Annotated in this window: 18 protein-coding genes; 13 read left to right on the top strand and 5 right to left on the bottom strand. The window is 63.0% G+C overall.

Going from position 1 to position 16,532, the window contains the following annotated elements:
* Positions 1-10: 10 nt before the first annotated feature.
* Genes hypE through hypA form a run of 5 tightly spaced genes read right to left on the bottom strand, consistent with a single transcriptional unit; the run spans position 11 to position 3,951 of the window.
* On the bottom strand, positions 11-1,024 hold the full coding sequence (gene hypE / locus ABUK12_RS22330; protein WP_410013877.1) for a hydrogenase expression/formation protein HypE: 1,014 nt from the start codon (positions 1,022-1,024) through the stop codon (positions 11-13).
* The gene (hypD, locus tag ABUK12_RS22325) at positions 1,021-2,136 is read right to left on the bottom strand and encodes a hydrogenase formation protein HypD (protein ID WP_410013876.1); all 1,116 of its coding nucleotides are present in this window, start codon (positions 2,134-2,136) and stop codon (positions 1,021-1,023) included. Before hypD ends, hypE begins: the two co-directional genes overlap by 4 nt.
* Positions 2,123-2,416: a HypC/HybG/HupF family hydrogenase formation chaperone gene (gene hypC, locus ABUK12_RS22320; RefSeq protein ID WP_410013875.1), complete on the bottom strand. Its 294-nt coding sequence runs from the start codon at positions 2,414-2,416 to the stop codon at positions 2,123-2,125. The genes hypD and hypC overlap by 14 nt, the downstream gene beginning before the upstream one ends.
* A complete protein-coding gene (gene hypB, locus ABUK12_RS22315; RefSeq protein ID WP_410013874.1) occupies positions 2,407-3,567 on the bottom strand; it encodes a hydrogenase nickel incorporation protein HypB in 1,161 nt (386 codons plus the stop codon). Before hypB ends, hypC begins: the two co-directional genes overlap by 10 nt.
* 39 nt (positions 3,568-3,606) lie before the next feature.
* Entirely contained in the window at positions 3,607-3,951 is a 345-nt protein-coding gene (hypA, locus tag ABUK12_RS22310) for a hydrogenase maturation nickel metallochaperone HypA (protein WP_410013873.1), read from the bottom strand.
* Between the two features lie 292 nt (positions 3,952-4,243).
* On the opposite strand from hypA, the gene ABUK12_RS22305 reads away from it, so the two are divergent.
* The 13 genes from ABUK12_RS22305 to ABUK12_RS22245 all read left to right on the top strand — a co-directional run bounded on the left by ABUK12_RS22305 (position 4,244) and on the right by ABUK12_RS22245 (position 16,525).
* Entirely contained in the window at positions 4,244-4,372 is a 129-nt protein-coding gene (locus ABUK12_RS22305) for a hypothetical protein (RefSeq protein ID WP_410013872.1), read from the top strand.
* 44 nt (positions 4,373-4,416) lie between these two features.
* Positions 4,417-5,037: a 4Fe-4S dicluster domain-containing protein gene (locus ABUK12_RS22300; RefSeq protein WP_410013871.1), complete on the top strand. Its 621-nt coding sequence runs from the start codon at positions 4,417-4,419 to the stop codon at positions 5,035-5,037.
* A gap of 2 nt (positions 5,038-5,039) precedes the next feature.
* Positions 5,040-7,055, top strand: coding sequence for a hydrogenase 4 subunit B (gene hyfB, locus ABUK12_RS22295; RefSeq protein ID WP_410013870.1), 2,016 nt, complete (start codon positions 5,040-5,042; stop codon positions 7,053-7,055).
* Between the two features lie 11 nt (positions 7,056-7,066).
* A complete protein-coding gene (locus ABUK12_RS22290) occupies positions 7,067-8,017 on the top strand; it encodes a respiratory chain complex I subunit 1 family protein (RefSeq protein WP_410013869.1) in 951 nt (316 codons plus the stop codon).
* An 18-nt stretch (positions 8,018-8,035) separates the two neighbouring features.
* On the top strand, positions 8,036-9,475 hold the full coding sequence (locus ABUK12_RS22285; protein ID WP_410013868.1) for a hydrogenase 4 subunit D: 1,440 nt from the start codon (positions 8,036-8,038) through the stop codon (positions 9,473-9,475).
* 11 nt (positions 9,476-9,486) lie between these two features.
* Positions 9,487-10,137 carry a hydrogenase 4 membrane subunit gene (hyfE, locus tag ABUK12_RS22280; protein WP_410013867.1) on the top strand — a complete coding sequence of 217 codons (651 nt, stop codon included), beginning with the start codon at positions 9,487-9,489 and terminating at the stop codon, positions 10,135-10,137.
* 4 nt (positions 10,138-10,141) lie between these two features.
* Complete coding sequence (locus ABUK12_RS22275) at positions 10,142-11,719, top strand: hydrogenase 4 subunit F (protein ID WP_410013866.1); 1,578 nt, start codon at positions 10,142-10,144, stop codon at positions 11,717-11,719.
* Positions 11,716-13,431, top strand: a complete 1,716-nt coding sequence (locus tag ABUK12_RS22270; RefSeq protein WP_410013865.1) for an NADH-quinone oxidoreductase subunit C — start codon at positions 11,716-11,718, stop codon at positions 13,429-13,431. Before ABUK12_RS22275 ends, ABUK12_RS22270 begins: the two co-directional genes overlap by 4 nt.
* Before the next feature lie 11 nt (positions 13,432-13,442).
* On the top strand, positions 13,443-13,994 hold the full coding sequence (gene hyfH, locus ABUK12_RS22265) for a hydrogenase 4 subunit H (RefSeq protein ID WP_410013864.1): 552 nt from the start codon (positions 13,443-13,445) through the stop codon (positions 13,992-13,994).
* Positions 13,991-14,773, top strand: a complete 783-nt coding sequence (locus ABUK12_RS22260; RefSeq protein ID WP_410013863.1) for an NADH-quinone oxidoreductase subunit B family protein — start codon at positions 13,991-13,993, stop codon at positions 14,771-14,773. The genes hyfH and ABUK12_RS22260 overlap by 4 nt, the downstream gene beginning before the upstream one ends.
* On the top strand, positions 14,766-15,167 hold the full coding sequence (locus tag ABUK12_RS22255; protein ID WP_410013862.1) for a formate hydrogenlyase maturation HycH family protein: 402 nt from the start codon (positions 14,766-14,768) through the stop codon (positions 15,165-15,167). The genes ABUK12_RS22260 and ABUK12_RS22255 overlap by 8 nt, the downstream gene beginning before the upstream one ends.
* 98 nt (positions 15,168-15,265) lie before the next feature.
* A complete protein-coding gene (gene hycI, locus ABUK12_RS22250; protein WP_410016742.1) occupies positions 15,266-15,709 on the top strand; it encodes a hydrogenase maturation peptidase HycI in 444 nt (147 codons plus the stop codon).
* A gap of 276 nt (positions 15,710-15,985) precedes the next feature.
* A complete protein-coding gene (locus ABUK12_RS22245; protein ID WP_410013861.1) occupies positions 15,986-16,525 on the top strand; it encodes a 4Fe-4S dicluster domain-containing protein in 540 nt (179 codons plus the stop codon).
* Positions 16,526-16,532 lie beyond the last annotated feature (7 nt).

Below are 16,532 nucleotides of genomic sequence, written 5' to 3'. Positions count from 1 at the left end.
GTCTTCTCCGCTAGCAAATCCTCGGCAGGGGTTCGTCATGCGGCAGATCGAGCAAACGGCTAACGCCGTATAGCCCGCGCAGCCGGACCTGTTTATCCCCGGTCACCTCGCCGATGACCGCGGCGTCGCGTCCCAGCGGGTGCGCGCGCAGCGCCCGCAGCACCTGCTGCTCCGCCGCCGCGTCCACTATCAGCACCAGCTTGCCTTCATTGGCGAAATTCAGCGGCTCCAGCCCCAGCAGTTCGCACAGCCCGCGCACCGTGGTTTTTACCGGCAGCGCCGCCTCGTTAATGCTCATGCCGCACAGGCTGCCGCGGGCGAACTCATGCAGGATGGCGGTCACGCCGCCACGCGTGGCGTCGCGCAGGGTACGCACGCCGCCGATATCGCGCAGGGCGGCGATAAGCGGCGCCAGCACCGCGCAGTCGCTGACCAGATCCGCCTCCATGCCGAGGTGCTCGCGCAGATTAAGGATCGTGGCGCCGTGATCCCCCAGCGTGCCGCTGACCAGGATGCGATCGCCGGCGCGGATACGGGACGCGCCCCAGTCGATGCCGGTCGGGATCACGCCCAGCCCGGCGGTATTGATAAACAATTTATCCACCGCGCCGCGCGGCACCACTTTGGTGTCGCCGGTCACAATCTGGATGCCGGCGTCGCGGGCGGTGGCGGCCATCGACCGCACCACCCGTTCCAGGATCTCCAGCGGCAGTCCTTCCTCAAGGATAAAACCGCAGGAAAGCCAGCGCGGGGTGGCGCCGCTGACCGCCAGATCGTTGGCGGTGCCGCACACCGCCAGCTTGCCGATATCGCCGCCGGGGAAAAACAGCGGGTCGACCACATAGCTGTCGGTGGTAAAGGCCAGCCGGTCGCCCAGGGCGGTCATTTCGCTCAGTTGCAAGCGGGCCTGGTCTTCCCCGGTGCACAGCAGCGGGTTGTCGAAGGCGCTGAGGAATACTCCGCTTATCAGCGCCTGCATGGCGCCGCCGCCGTTGCCGTGCGCCAGCGTAATCTGTTTGTTCATGCCTCACTCCGACGATATTGATACCAGGCGGCGCAAGCCCCCTCCGATGAAACCATCAGCGCGCCGAAGGCGTTTTCCGGCGTGCAGACGCCGCCGAACAGCGGGCAGTCCGCCGGCTTGCAGCGCCCGGTCAGCACCGCGCCGCAGCGGGCGCGCGGGTCATCCGCCACGGGTTGCTGGGCGGGATGGAACCGCAGCTCCGCGTCAAACGCCATCCAGTCCGGACGCAGGCTGACGCGGGAATCGTCGATAACCCCCAGGCCGCGCCATTCGCTGGCGCCCGCGGTAATGAACACCTCGTCCATGGCGCGCTGCGCCAGGCCGTTACCCTGCCCCGGCACCACGCGCCGGTATTGGTTTTCCACCGTGCAGCGCCCCGCGGCGTACTGTTCGATCAGCATCAGCAGGCCCTGCAGGATGTCCCCCGGTTCGAAGCCGGTGACCACCACCGGCTTATGGCAAACATCGCTGATATAAGCAAAAGGCTGTTCGCCTATCACCATGCTGACATGGCCGGGGGCGATAAAACCGTCGATGCGCACATCCGGCTGCGCCAGCAGGCTTTTCAGCGTCGGCATCAGGGTGATGTGCTGGCAGAACAGGAAAAAGTTCTCCACGCCGTCGGCGCGCGCCTGCTGCAGGGTGACGGCGCTGGCGGGCATGGTGGTTTCAAACCCGATGCCGAAAAACACCACCTGCCGGTCGGGGTTCGCCCGGGCAATGGCCAGCGCGTCAAGAGGCGACCAGACCATACGCACGTCGGCGCCCCGCTGGCGGGCGGTCAGCAGCGACCCGTTGCGGCCGGGCACGCGCATGGCGTCGCCGAAGGTGCAAAAAATCACCCCGGGCCGCTGGGCGATTTCCAGGCAGGCGTCGATGCGCCCCGCCGGCAGCACGCAAACCGGACAGCCCGGACCGTGAATAAATTCCAGCGACGGCGGCAGTAATTTATCGAGACCAAATTTAAAAATGGCATGGGTATGGCCGCCGCACACTTCCATGATCTGCAGGGGGCGCGCCGGCGTATAGCCGGTAAAAGGCATGCGCTCGGCGATGCGGGTGACCAGGCCGCGCACCAGCTCGGGCTGGCGGTATTCGTCAACGAACCGCATCGGGCTCACCTCCGCGCAGGAAATAACCGACGTCGGGCTCCACCTCGCCCATGGCCTGAAGCGCATCCAGGGTTTCCCGCGCCTCATGCTCGTCGAGCAGGCTCATGGCAAATCCGACATGCACCAGGATCCATTGACCCGGCAACGTGGCCATGGCGGCCTCGTCGGCGCAAACCAGCCGCACGTTAACCCGGCGTCTAACACCGCACACATCGACCCAGGCGTTGCCCGGGCTGTCGTTATCCAGCGCCATCACCTGGCCGGGAATGCCTATGCACATGACTGTGCCTCCGCGTCCGCCGCTGTCCGGCCGCCGGCCAGCTGATCCGTCAGCCAGCCCAGCCAGGCGTCCATGCCCGCGCCGGTGGTGGCCGACACCATCAGCACCGCAATCGCCGGATTCACCCGGCGGGCATTGGCGATACAGATATCGACGTCAAACGTCACCCAGGGCAGCAAATCGGTTTTATTGAGGATCATTAGCCCGGCGGCGGCGAACATATGGGGATATTTCAGCGGCTTGTCCTCTCCTTCGGTGACCGACAGCACCACCACTTTCAACCGCTCGCCCAGATCAAAACCGGCCGGGCACACCAGGTTGCCGACGTTTTCGATAAACAGCAGGCTGCTCTCCGGCGGCGCCAGCCGTTGGGCGGCGTCATGGATCATTTGCGCGTCGAGATGACAGCCTTTGCCGGTATTGACCTGAATGGCCGGGACGCCGGTGGCGCGGATGCGGTCGGCGTCATTGGTGGTTTGCTGATCGCCTTCGATCACCGCGCAGCTGACCCGGTCCCGCAGCCGCAGCAGCGTTTCGGTCAGCAGGGTGGTCTTACCCGATCCGGGGCTGGAAACCAGGTTCAGCGCCAGGATATTCATCGCCTGGAAATACGCCCGGTTGCGTGCCGCCAGCCGGTTGTTTTTATCCAGCACGTCAATCTCGATTTCCACCATGCGGCGCTGGCTAAGGCCTGTCGCATGGGTACCCGCCGGGCCCTGGCCGTAATCAAGATCCCCCTGGGGGCCTGACTGCGGAATAAACGCCGAACCGCCGGTATCCCCGGCGGGATAAGCGGCACGTCCGGCGCCGCTGCCGGCATTTCCGTCGCGATCCATAACGCGCCCGGCGGCCGGCGGCGGCATGTGCCCCGGCGCCACGCTGTAGTAATGATTATGCACGTCGCCGTGATAGTGATGATGGATTATCGTCGCAGGCGCGGCGGCGGTCAGGCTGATGCGGCGCGGCGAAGCGGCGTGGGCGGCGTCATGATGGCTGTGGCCATGGTCATGATGAGGGTGATCGTGATCGGCATGGCTATGGTCATGATGAGCGTGGTCGTGATCGGCATGGCTGTGGTGATGATGAGAGTGGCGATCATCATCACCCTCGATATGACGTTCGCCTTCGGCACAACCGCAGGTACTGCACATGGCAAGTCTCCTAACATCGTGAATAGGCCCAGTATAACGTTACGCCACTTCCAGTCGTTTGATCTGGATGTGGTCATGGGCGTCTGTTTGCAGCTGATGCCCGCCGCACAGCGGACAGACCAGCAGCGGCGCGTCGGGCAGCATGACGTGGCGCAGGCAGCGCCCGCACCAGGCCTCGGCCGGCTGCTGCTCGAGATGCAGCACGCATCCCTCGGCCGCGGTGCCCCGGCACACCATATCGAAACAAAAATGCAGGGATTCCGCCTCCACGCAGGAGAAGGCGCCGATGGACAGCCAAACGCCGGTTACGCGCCGCGCGCCGTTTAACCGCGCCTGCTGCTCCAGGATTTCCAGCGTGTTCTGCGCCAGTGTTAATTCATGCATTAATGGCTCCGCTTAAGGTCGGGTGAGCGCCCGGTCAAGACTTCGCGCGCGACGCTGGCCGCGGCCAGGCCGGAGCGGCGGTCCCGCGGGCGTTTCCGGACGCGGGGACCGTGGCAGTGCTTATCATGCGCATGCAAGGGGGATGCCAGGTCTGGCGCGCCGGCACGAATAATTTAAACTTAAAAATCAAAGGACTGACGCCAGCCCCGGCGGCGCTGTTCCCTTCACGGCCCCCGGCGCCGGCACGTCGTCACTTATGACGACACTCCCGCGGCCGCCGGGGTCGACACTTATGACGATATTACCCTCGCCCGCGCCTTTTTTCCTTGATCACCCTCCCACCGATGCCCGCGCCACGGGCCTTGCCGGCTATAACCCTACTGCTGGCATGGAATATGCTTTAGTCGCGGGCATCGATTAAGCATGCAGCCTGACTGTCATCCGTTTCTCCTGGAGGAGAGGGTTATGAACCGCTTTGTTATCGCGGAACCACAGCTTTGCATTGGCTGTAACACCTGTATGGCCGCTTGTACCCAGGTGCATAAGGCCGTGGGGTTGCAGTCGCACCCCCGGCTTTACGTAACCCGTACCGGCGAGCATACCGCGCCGTTGCTGTGCCGCCATTGTGAAGACGCGCCCTGCGCCCGCGTCTGCCCCGTCAACGCCATAACCCATGGTCCTGACGCCATCGAGCTCAATGAAAGCCTGTGCATCGGCTGCAAACTGTGCGGACTGGCCTGTCCCTTCGGCGCCATCACGCCCTCCGGCAGTACGCCGGTGAATATCCCCACGTTGTTCGAGAATTTTATTCCCTCGCGGCAACTGGCCGATGTGCCGGAAAGCCCGCAGAACATGAATCCGTTCCTGGCCTGGAACGCCGGGGTCCGGAGCGTGGCGGTGAAATGCGACCTGTGCGATTTCCATCCCGACGGCCCGCAGTGCGTCAAGGTCTGCCCGACCGACGCGCTGGTGCTGGTGGATGACGGCGCGGTGGAACAGGCCAGCCGGCGCAGGCGCAACTATGCGGCGCGCTGGCTGTCGTCGGATCTGGATTTTCTTTCCCCCCCTACACCGGAGCAGGAATAAACATGGGCCCCTTTCAATTACTCAGCGGTTCGCTCGGGCTGTACGTTATCGGCGGCATCCTGTCGCTGTTGCTGGCGCGCCGGGAAGCGCTGGCGATATGGGTCGCCGGTCTGACGGCGATGGCCGGCGGGGTGCTGGGCGGACTTGCCGCCGTCCCGGTATTGCTGAGCGGCGAGACGCTGACCTGGGCCGCCGCCGGCCCCTTTCCCTTTGCCGCCTTCAGCGTGCGCCTGGACGGGCTGGCGGCCTTTATGCTGCTGGTGATTTCGCTGCTGGTGACGGTGTGCGCCCTCTACTCCATCGCTTATGTGCGCGAATATATCGGCCGCGGCGCGGCGGCGATGGGCTTCTTTATGAACCTGTTTATCGCCTCGATGGCCACGCTTGTGGTGATGGACAACGCCTTCTGGTTCATCATCTTCTTCGAAATGATGTCGCTGGCGTCCTGGTTCCTGGTGATTGCCGATCAGGACGAAGAATCCGTTAACGCCGGGCTGCTGTACTTCTTTATCGCCCACGCCGGGTCGGTACTGATCATGGTGTCGTTCTTCCTGATGTGGCGCCAGAGCGGCAGCCTGGAGTTTGCGTCGTTCCGCGGGCTGTCGCTGTCGCCCGCCGGCGCCTCGGCGGTGTTCCTGCTGGCGTTTTTCGGTTTCGGCGCCAAGGCCGGCATGCTGCCGCTGCACAGCTGGCTGCCGCGCGCGCATCCCGCCGCGCCGTCGCACGCCTCGGCGCTGATGTCCGGCGTCATGGTGAAAATCGGCATTTTCGGCATTATCAAGGTCGGCATCGACCTGCTGGGCGCCAGCCAGCTGTGGTGGGGCATCCTGGTATTGGCCTTCGGCGCGGTGTCCTCGGTGCTCGGGGTGCTGTACGCGCTGGCGGAGCATGATATCAAGCGCCTGCTGGCGTGGCATACGGTGGAAAACATCGGCATCATCCTGATGGGGGTGGGCGTCGGCATGGTGGGCATTGCCGCCCATCATCCGGTGCTGGCCGCGCTCGGGCTGCTCGGCGCGCTGTATCATTTACTTAACCACGCGGTCTTCAAAGGATTGCTGTTCCTCGGCGCCGGCGCCATTATCTGGCGCGTGCACAGCCGCGATATGGAAAAAATGGGGGGCCTTGGCCGCCTGATGCCCCTTACCGCGATGGCGTTTCTTATCGGCTGTATGGCCATCTCCGCGCTGCCGCCGCTCAACGGTTTTGTCAGCGAGTGGTACACCTATCAATCCCTGTTCACCATGAGCCATGACGGCGGTTTTATCATGCGCCTGAGCGGTCCCGTGGCGATGGTGATGCTGGCCATTACCGGCGCGCTGGCGGCGATGTGCTTTGTCAAGGTCTACGGCATCAGCTTTTGCGGCGCGGCCAGGAGCGATAAAGCCGCCCAGGCCCGCGAGGTGCCCTGGCAGATGACCACGGCCATGCTGCTGCTGGCGCTGTCGTGCGTACTGCTTGGCGCCGGCGCGTCCCTGGTGGCCCCGGTGCTGGCGAACGTCGCCGCCGGGCTGAGCCATACCCATGATTTTACCGTGGTCCAGGGGACGCTGCTGGTGCCGCAGCAGGCCGGCCAGGCCATGATGTCGCCGCTGATGATGTTTATCCTGCTGCTGGCCCTGCCGCTGATCCCGCTGGCGATTTACCTGCTGCGCAAAGGCGCCCAGCCGGGCTATCGCCGCGGCGGCGATCCCTGGGCCTGCGGTTATGCCTGGGAACCGCTGATGGCCATGTCGGCCGGCAGCTTTACCCAGCCGCTGCGCGTGATGTTCGCCACCCTTTACGGGCTCAGGCGCCGGCTCGACCCGTCGCCCCGGCTTAAACAGGCGCTGGAGTACGCCACGCTCGGCGCGGGCCGCGTCGAACCCTTCTGGGATGAGGATATCATCAACCCCTTGGTACGTATCACCCAGCGCCTGGGCGCGCGGGTCCAGGTCTTGCAGGGCGGGGATTTCCGCATTTACTGCCTGTACGTGGTCGCCGCGCTGGTCATCCTGCTGCTTGTCACCGCCCTCTGAGGAGAGAGACCATGTTGATACAACCGTTGCCGTCGCTGACCATGGGGCTGTTCGCCCTGGTCCAGGCGCTGCTGCTGCTGGCGTTGACGCCGCTGCTGACCGGCCTGTCACGGCAAATCCGCGCCCGTATGCATTCCCGGCGCGGACCCGGGCTGTGGCAGGATTACCGCGATATCGCCAAGCTGCTCAAACGCCAGGACGTGGCGCCGGAGCAGGCGGGGCCGGTATTTCGCGTCATGCCCTATGTGCTGCTGGGCAGTATGCTGCTGGTGTCCATGACCCTGCCGGTGCTGACCCGCTTTTCACCGTTCGGCGCGGCGGGGGATCTGATCGCCCTGCTGTATCTGTTCGCGCTGTTCCGGTTCTTCTTTTCGCTGTCGGGGCTGGATACCGGCAGCACCTTCGCCGGCATCGGCGCCAGCCGCGAGCTGACGCTGGGCGTGCTGGTGGAGCCTACCCTGATCCTGGCGCTGCTGGTGGTGGCGCTGATTACCGGCTCCACCAATATCGGCGCCATCAGCGCCACGCTTTCCGCCGGCTGGATTTCCCCCACCGCCACTTTCCTGGCCCTGCTGGCCTGCGGCTTCGCCACCTTTATCGAGATGGGCAAGATTCCGTTCGACGTGGCGGAGGCGGAACAGGAACTGCAGGAAGGGCCGCTGACCGAGTATAGCGGTTCCGGCCTGGCGCTGGTGAAGTGGGGCATCGGCCTGAAACAGGTGGTGATGGCCGAACTGTTCCTGGCGGTATTTATTCCCTTCGGCAAGGTCACGGAACTGACCGCGCCGTCGCTGCTCTGGGCGCTGGTCGCCACGGTTATCAAGCTTGTCGTGGTGTTTACCCTCGCTTCCCTATTGGAAAACAGCCTGGCGCGCGGGCGCTTTTTATTGATTCCGCGCGTGACCTGGCTGGGGTTCGGCGTCGCCGCGCTGTCCTTTGTTTTTTACCTCACCGGACTTTAAGGAGCCAGGAAATTTATTATGGAGATTATAGCCCTTGCGACTGTTCTGGTCCCATTTGCCGGCGCGCTGCTGACCGCCTGCCTGCCCCAACGCCTGGCGAAATGGCTCTGCACCCTGTTTGCGCTGCTGGCGACGCTCGGCACGCTTTGGCTGGCGCAGGCGTTTTTCAGCGGCGGCAAGCTCGACGCCACCTATACCCTGCTGTCGTATGGCGACACGGCGCTGATAGGCGTCACTGTTGATCGCATCAGCACCCTGATCCTGTTCGCGGTGGTGTTTCTCGGCCTGCTGGTGAGTCTGTATTCCACCGGTTACCTTACCAACGGCAACCGTGAGCATCCCCATGAGGGCACCAATCGTTATTATGCCTTTCTGCTGGTGTTTATCGGCGCCATGGCGGGGCTGGTGCTGTCGTCCACCCTGCTCGGCCAGCTGCTGTTTTTTGAAATCACCGGCGGCTGCTCCTGGGGATTGATCGGCTACTACCAGACGCCGAAAGCCCAGCGTTCCGCCATGAAAGCCCTGCTGATAACCCACTTCGCCTCCATCGGCCTGTACCTGGCGGCGGCGACGCTGTTTATCACCACCGGCACCTTCGCCCTCAGCGCCCTGGGCCAGCTGCACGGCACCCCCGCGCTGGTGGTGTTCGGCGGCATCCTGTTCGCCGCCTGGGGCAAGTCCGCCCAGTTGCCGCTGCAAGCCTGGCTGCCGGACGCCATGGAGGCGCCGACCCCGGTCAGCGCCTATCTGCACGCCGCGTCCATGGTCAAGGTCGGGGTGTATATCTTCGCCCGCGCCATCCTGTCCGCCGGCGACGTACCGCATATCATCGGCTGGGTCGGCATGGTAATGGCGGTGGCGACCATGATCTACGGCTTTATGATGTACCTGCCGCAAAAGGATATGAAACGGCTGCTGGCCTGGTCCACCATCACCCAGCTGGCGTATATCTTTTTCGCCCTGTCGCTGGCGATCTTCGGGTCGAAGGAGGCCTTCAACGGCGGCATCGCCTACATCTTTAACCACGCCTTCGCCAAGAGCCTGTTCTTCCTGGTGGCCGGCGCCTTCAGCTACAGCTGCGGCACCCGCATGCTGCCCAGGCTTAAGGGCGTCATCGGCAAGATGCCGCTGCTGGGCATCGGTTTTTGCGTGGCGGCGCTGGCCATTACCGGCGTGCCGCCGTTCAACGGCTTTTTCAGCAAGTTCCCGATTTTCGCCGCCGGCTTCGCCCTGTCAAGCCAGTACTGGGTGCTGACACCGCTGATGATCCTGGTGTTGATTGAGTCTGTCGCCAGCTTCGCCTGGCTGCTTTTTTGGTTCGGACGGGTGGTTCCCGGCAAGCCCAGCGAGGCGGTGGCGCAGGCCGCGCCGCTGCCGCTGGCCATGCGCGCGGTGCTGGTGGTTCTGATCGTGATGTCGCTGTGCTCCAGCTTTATTGCCGTCGCCTGGCTTGGATAAGGAACAAATTTATGACCGGATCTCTGATAGTCAATAACCTCGCGGGCCTGATGATGCTCACCTCGCTGTTGGTCATCGGCGCCAAACGCCCCATGGTCTCCTGCTGTTTGTATGCACTGCAATCGCTGGTGCTGGTGCTGATTTTCTTCACCCTGGCGCAAACGCTCCAGGCCCACCAGCTGATGCTCTGGTCCCTGAGCGCGCTGATCACCAAGGTGGTGCTGGTGCCGCTGATCATGGCCAGGGCATTTAGCAAACTGTCCGATCCCGGCGCGGATGGCGGCATTATCAGCCCGACCCTGCTGATGCTGGCGGCGGCGATTATCGTGCTGCTGTGCTGGTTTGTCGTCGCGCCGGTAAGCCTGCCGATGGTGGCCGCGCTGAAACCGGCGCTGGCGGTATCGCTGGGCCATTTCCTGCTCGGGCTGCTGTGTATCGTCACCCAGCGCAATATCCTCAAGCAGGTATTCGGATACTGCCTGATGGAAAACGGCTCGCACCTGACGCTGGCGCTGCTGGCCAACCGGGCGCCGGAGCTGGTGGAAATCGGTATTGCCACCGACGCTATCTTCGCCGTGCTTATCATGGCGTTCATGGCACGCAAAATCTACCGTACGCTCAACACGCTGAATGTTAATCAACTGACGGCGCTGAAGGGGTAATGAGATGAGCAATACCGCTATGTTATTGATATTACTGGTTACACCACTGGCGATATCGCTGTTGGCCTTTGCCTGCCGGTTCGCCGGCGGCGCGGCGCGCGGCCTGGTCACCGCCCTGCACACCCTGGGCATCATCGCCTTGCTGGCGGAAGCGCTGTGGGTGGTAGGCCAGGTCATGGCGCAAGGAGCGCTGCTGGCCGCGCACCGCTGGCTGTATATCGACAGCCTGGGCGCGCTGTTCCTGGCCATCCTCGGCATTATCGGTTTCATCACCGGCCTGTACTCCATGGGTTACATGCGCCATGAAGTCGACACCGGTGAAATTTCCGTCACCACCTTGTGTCACTACTACGGCTTTTTTCATCTGTTTTTATTCACCATGCTGCTGGTGGTGAGCAGCAACAACCTGATCCTGATGTGGGCGGCGGTGGAAGCCACCACCCTCAGCTCGGCGTTCCTGGTGGGCCTTTACGGCCAGCGCTCCTCGCTGGAGGCGGCCTGGAAATACATCATTATCTGTACCGTCGGCGTCGCATTCGGCCTGTACGGCACCATTCTGGTCTACGCCAACGCCGCCAGCGTCCTGCCCGATCCGGGCCAGGCGATTTTCTGGACCGAAGTGCTCAAGCACACCAGCCTGCTGGATCCGACGCTGATGCATCTGGCGTTTGTGTTCGTGCTGATTGGTTTCGGCACCAAGACCGGCCTGTTTCCGATGCACGCCTGGCTGCCCGACGCCCACAGCGAAGCGCCCAGCCCCACCAGCGCCCTGCTGTCGGCGGTACTGCTCAACTGCGCCCTGCTGGTTATCCTGCGCTATTACATCATTATCAGCGCCGCCATCGGCCCGGTGTTCCCCAGCCGCCTGTTGATCGTATTCGGCATGCTGTCTGTGGCGGTAGCCGCGTTTTTCATTCTGGTGCAGCGCGATATCAAACGGCTGCTGGCCTATTCCAGCGTGGAGAACATGGGACTTATCGTGGTGGCGATTGGCATCGGCGGCCCCCTGGGCGTGCTGGCGGCGCTGCTGCATACCCTCAACCACAGCCTGACGAAGACCTTATTATTCTGCGGGTCCGGCAATGTGCTGCTGAAATACGGCACCCGCGATATGGGCGCGGTAAAAGGCATGATGCGCGTCGCGCCCTTTACCGCCGTTATGATGGCGGCGGGCGCGCTGGCGCTGGGCGGCATGCCGCCGTTTAATATCTTCCTCAGCGAATTTATGACGGTGGCGGCGGGACTTGCCGGCGGCCATCTTATTCTTACCTTGGTGCTGTTGCTGCTGCTGACCGTGGTGCTCGGCGGGCTGGTGCGCATGATTGCCATGACCGTGTTCGGCGACCGGCCGGAGGCGACGAGCAAAGGCGAACTGGGCTGGCTGACCACGCTGCCGATGGCCGTGCTGCTGGTGCTGATGCTGGTGATGGGCACCTGCATTCCCCGGCCGGTGATCGGGCTGTTGGAAAACGCCGCCACCATCGTGCTTAACCACGATGTGGCATCGTTCAGCTGGCCCTGGGCCGCGCTGGATACCGGGACGGCAACGCCCATTCATTCCCCGTCAGGAGAAGTAAAGTGACAGACATCATTTCCGATAAACTCGGCCTGGGTTACCTGGCGCAGGTAAACGAAAAATTCCCCGCGGCGGTCCTGGCCCACGAATGGCAAACGGCCAATCAGTTAACCATCACGGTGAAGGTTAACGCCCTGCCGGAGGTGGTGGAGTTTCTCTACTACAACCAGGGCGGCTGGCTGTCGGTGCTGTTCGGCAACGATGAGCGTACCCTGTGCGGCGATTTTGCCGTCTATTATGTGCTGTCGATGGAACAGGGCGAGAAGTGCTGGATCATCGTCAAGGCGCTGGTGAGCGCCACGACCCTTGAATTCCCGTCGGTGACGCCGCGCGTCCCGGCGGCGGTGTGGGGCGAACGCGAAATCCGCGATATGTACGGCCTGATCCCGGTGGGCCTGCCGGACGAACGGCGCCTGGTGCTGCCCGACGATTGGCCGGAGGATCTCTATCCGCTGCGCAAGGACAGCATGGACTATCGCCAGCGCCCGACGCCGACCACTGAGACCGAAACCTATCCCTTCGAGAACGACGCCGCCGGCGAGACCCGGGTGGTGCCCATCGGCCCGCTGCATATCACCTCCGACGAACCGGGCCACTTCCGGCTGTTTGTCGACGGCGAGCAGATTGTCGACGCCGACTACCGGCTATTCTACGTCCATCGCGGCATGGAAAAGCTGGCGGAAACCCGCATGGGGTATAACGAGGTCACCTTCCTGTCGGACCGGGTGTGCGGCATCTGCGGTTTTACCCACAGCGTGGCCTATACCAACTCGGTGGAAAACGCGCTGGGCATCGTGGTGCCGCCGCGCGCCCACGCCATCCGCAGCATCCTGCTGGAAGTGGAACGCCTGCACAGCCATCTGCTGAATATCGGCCTGTCCAGCCACTTTGTCGGTTTTGACACCGGCTTTATGCAGTTCTTCCGCGTGCGCGAAAAAGCCATGACCATGGCGGAACTGCTGACCGGCGCCCGCAAGACCTACGGCATGAACCTGATCGGCGGCATCCGGCGCGATATCCTCAAGGAGCAGCGGCTGAAAACGCTGCTGCTGGTGGCCGAAATGCGCGCCGACTTCGTCCAGTTGGTGGATATGCTGCTCAGCACGCCGAACATGGCGCAGCGCACCCAGGGCATCGGCCGGCTGGACCCGAAAATCGCCCGCGATTTCAGCCCGGTGGGGCCGATGATCCGCGCCAGCGGCTTTAAGCGCGACCTGCGCTTCGATCACCCCTACGCCAACTACGCCAACCTGCCGAAAACGCTGTTTACCCTTGACGGCTGCGACGTCTATTCCCGCGTCATGGTACGGGTAAAAGAGGTGCTGGACTCGCTGGCGATGATTGAATACGGACTGGACAACCTGCCCGGCGGCCCGCTGCTCACCGAGGGCTTTACGTATCAGCCGCATAAATTCGCGCTCGGCTTTTCCGAGGCGCCGCGCGGCGAGGATGTGCACTGGAGCATGCTCGGCGATAACCAGAAGCTGTTCCGCTGGCGCTGCCGCGCCGCCACCTACGCCAACTGGCCGGTGCTGCGGTATATGCTGCGCGGCAATAATATCTCCGATGCGCCGCTGATCATCGGCAGCCTCGATCCCTGCTATTCCTGCACCGATCGCGTGACGCTGGTGGATATCAACAAGCGCAGGGCGAAAACCGTGCCTTATCAGGAGCTGGAACGCTATGGCATTGAACGCACCCATTCGCCGCTTAAGTAGAGGGTTGAACGATGTTCAAACTGTTTAAAACCATCCTGAAAGCCGGCGAGCCGACGGTAAAATATCCGTTCAAGCCCCTTGAGGTGATGCCGGGATTTCGCGGCAAGCCGCAGTATGACCCCACGCAGTGTATTGCCTGCGCCGCCTGCACCAGCGCCTGCCCGGCCAACGCCCTGACCATGGAAACGGACCTGGCGTCGGGCGAGCGGCGCTGGCAGCTGTTTCTCGGCCGCTGCATTTTCTGCGGCCGCTGCGAGGAAGTCTGCCCGACCCGCGCCATCGTGCTGTCGGAGGAGTTTGAAATGGCGGTGACGCAAAAAGCGGATTTGTATGTGAACGCCACCTTTACCCTGCAGAAATGCCGGGTATGCCATCAACCCTTTACCGCCAAAAAATCCATCGATTATACCCTGGCGCTGCTGGCGCATTCCGGCCTGGACGCAGCCGCGCTGGACGCGCTGCGCCCGCAGTTCGAAACCTGCCCTGACTGTAAGCGTCACCAGAACCTGCAAAGCAACCGCGATCTGCGCCTGCCGCACGACGCGGGGAGAGAAAGCCAATGAGCCAGCAAGACATCCCGCTGCAACACCATGTCAGCATCCCCGTGGCGCCCGACCCGCATACCCTGGCGCTCAAAAAAACGCTGCTGCAGAATATCAAGCGCTCGGCCTATGTCTACCGGGTGGACTGCGGCGGCTGCAACGGGTGTGAAATCGAGATCTTCGCCGCCATTACCCCGTTGTTCGACGCCGAACGCTTCGGCATCAAGGTGGTGGCCTCGCCACGCCACGCGGATATCCTGCTGTTTACCGGCGCGGTAACCCGGGCGATGCGGGTGCCGGCGCTGCGCGCCTATGCCGCGGCGCCGGATCCGAAAATCTGTATTTCCTACGGCGCCTGCGGCTGCGGCGGCGGCATTTTCCACGATCTTTACTGCGTCTGGAGCGGCAGCGAAAGCATCGTGCCCATCGATGTCTGGATCCCCGGCTGCCCGCCCACGCCCGCCGCCACCATCTACGGTTTTGCCGTGGCGCTCGGCCTGCTGGAACAAAAGCTGAAAGGCGAATCGCACCAGGAGCAGCCGGACGAGAAAGCGGCGCTGCTGCTGCCGGACGTGCCGCTGCATACCCGGGTGCTGGTCGAGCGCGATGCGCGGCGCATGGCGGGCTATCGCGCGGGACGCGAAATCAGCGACACCCTGCTGTCGCTGCTGCCCGGCGCCACGCCCGCGGTCTTGGCGCAGCGGGTGGACGACTGGCTGCGCCAAGCCGACGATCCGCGTTTGCAGGATATCGTCGCGCAGCTGATGCTGACCCTGAACAGCGAGGCCCATCATGGCTGAGGTCTATTTCTGGTCGCTGCGCCAAAAGTTTCTGGACAGCGACGACGACATGCCCGCCCAGGCCAAACAGGTGATGTATTACTCTCTGGCCATCGGCCACCATGTGGGGGTCATTGACTGCCTGAACAAGGAATTCATCTGCCCGCTGGAACAATACGAGCAGTGGATCGCCCTGCTGCCGGAAGGCGAGGCGCGGCGCAAAATGCACGGCCTGCTGACCTTTGGCGAAATCGTCATCGACAGCACCCATACCGACCTGCTGGCCAACGCCTTTGCGCCGCTGCGCGCAAACCAGCCCGCGCCCTTCGGGACATGGAGCGCCCGGTTGGTCGGACTGCTGGCTGAAATCGCCGCCGAGCCGGCCATTTACCTGATTGTGCGGAGAGTATTATGACCGTTGACGACCACGCTGGCGACGGCAAGACGGTGCCGGCCGGCCGCGGCCACGCCGTTGACGTGTCCGACAGCGTCGTGCTGACCGTCGGCAACAGCATGATGGGCGACGACGGCGCCGGGCCGTGGCTTGCGGAGCTGATGGCGCGCGCGCCGGTGGCCGGCTGGACCGTGGTCAACGGCGGATCCGCGCCGGAAAACGTGGTCCACCGGGTGCGCGCCCTGCGCCCCAAACGGGTGGTGGTGGTGGATGCCGCCGATATGTCGCTGAAGCCCGGGGAGCTGCGTCTGGTGGACCCCGCCATCATCGCCGACATGTTTATCATGAGTACCCATAATCTTCCGCTGAGCTTTGTGATCGATCAATTAAAGGAAGATGTGGAAGAGGTATGGTTTATCGGTATCCAGCCCGATGTGGTGGCATTTTATTTCCCCATGACCGCGCCGGTCAGGGAGGCGGTCGAAACCCTGTATGCGCAATTGGCGCACTGGCGGGGCGACGGCGGTTTCACCTGGCTGACGCCCGCCGGGCAGGATGACTGAGGACAGCGCATGCCGCCCCGTCACGTGTTATCGACACCTGGTCCGGTCGACACTTTTGTCGACCGGTTCGCCAGCGGATCTGACGAGATGGGCGCCTGCGGGCCCATCATCAGCCGGCGGTCAAAAAATGCCGGATTTTATTCTTTGTTTTTCATAGCCTTAAAAAAACAGCACGGCGCGTGCAAACTGGCATAAACCATGCTTTATATAGGGATATAATCTCGCCCATCCCACCGGGCCGAGAACCACGACAGATGGAACCGCGAGGAGAAATGAATGAACCGGTTCGTTATTGCCGATCCACAAAAATGCATTGGCTGCTTCACTTGTGAAGTCGCCTGCGTCATGGCGCACAACGGCGACCACCCCGGCGCGCTCAATCACGACAATTTTTTGCCGCGCCTGAAAGTGATGAAAGAGTGGAATATCAGCACTCCGGTGCTGTGCCGGCAGTGCGAGGACGCCCCGTGCGCCAATGCCTGCCCGAACGGCGCCATTATCCACGCCGAGGATTCCATCCAGGTATTGCAGGAAAAATGCATCGGCTGCAAAACCTGCGCCGTCGCCTGTCCCTATGGCGCCATGGATATCGTCACGCGCCATGTGTATGACGATCGTAATCCATTAGCCGGCCATAGCATCAAGGCGGAAGCGCAGAAATGCGATCTGTGCGTAGGCCATGCCGGGGGCCAGGCCTGCGTGAATGTGTGTCCCACCGACGCGCTGGTGTTGATGACCCACGAGACCGTCGAAATGATGAAACTGAAAAAACGGCAGCGGGCCGCGTTGGAAGGCTTCAGCGCCGTCCTGTCATGACCGCTTC

The sequence above is a fragment of the Sodalis sp. C49 genome (assembly GCF_046352915.1).
In the GTDB taxonomy this organism is placed as follows: Bacteria; Pseudomonadota; Gammaproteobacteria; order Enterobacterales; family Enterobacteriaceae; genus Acerihabitans.
The sequence above is the reverse complement of the archived record's forward strand: the minus strand, read 5'-3'. Positions and strand labels throughout refer to the sequence as shown.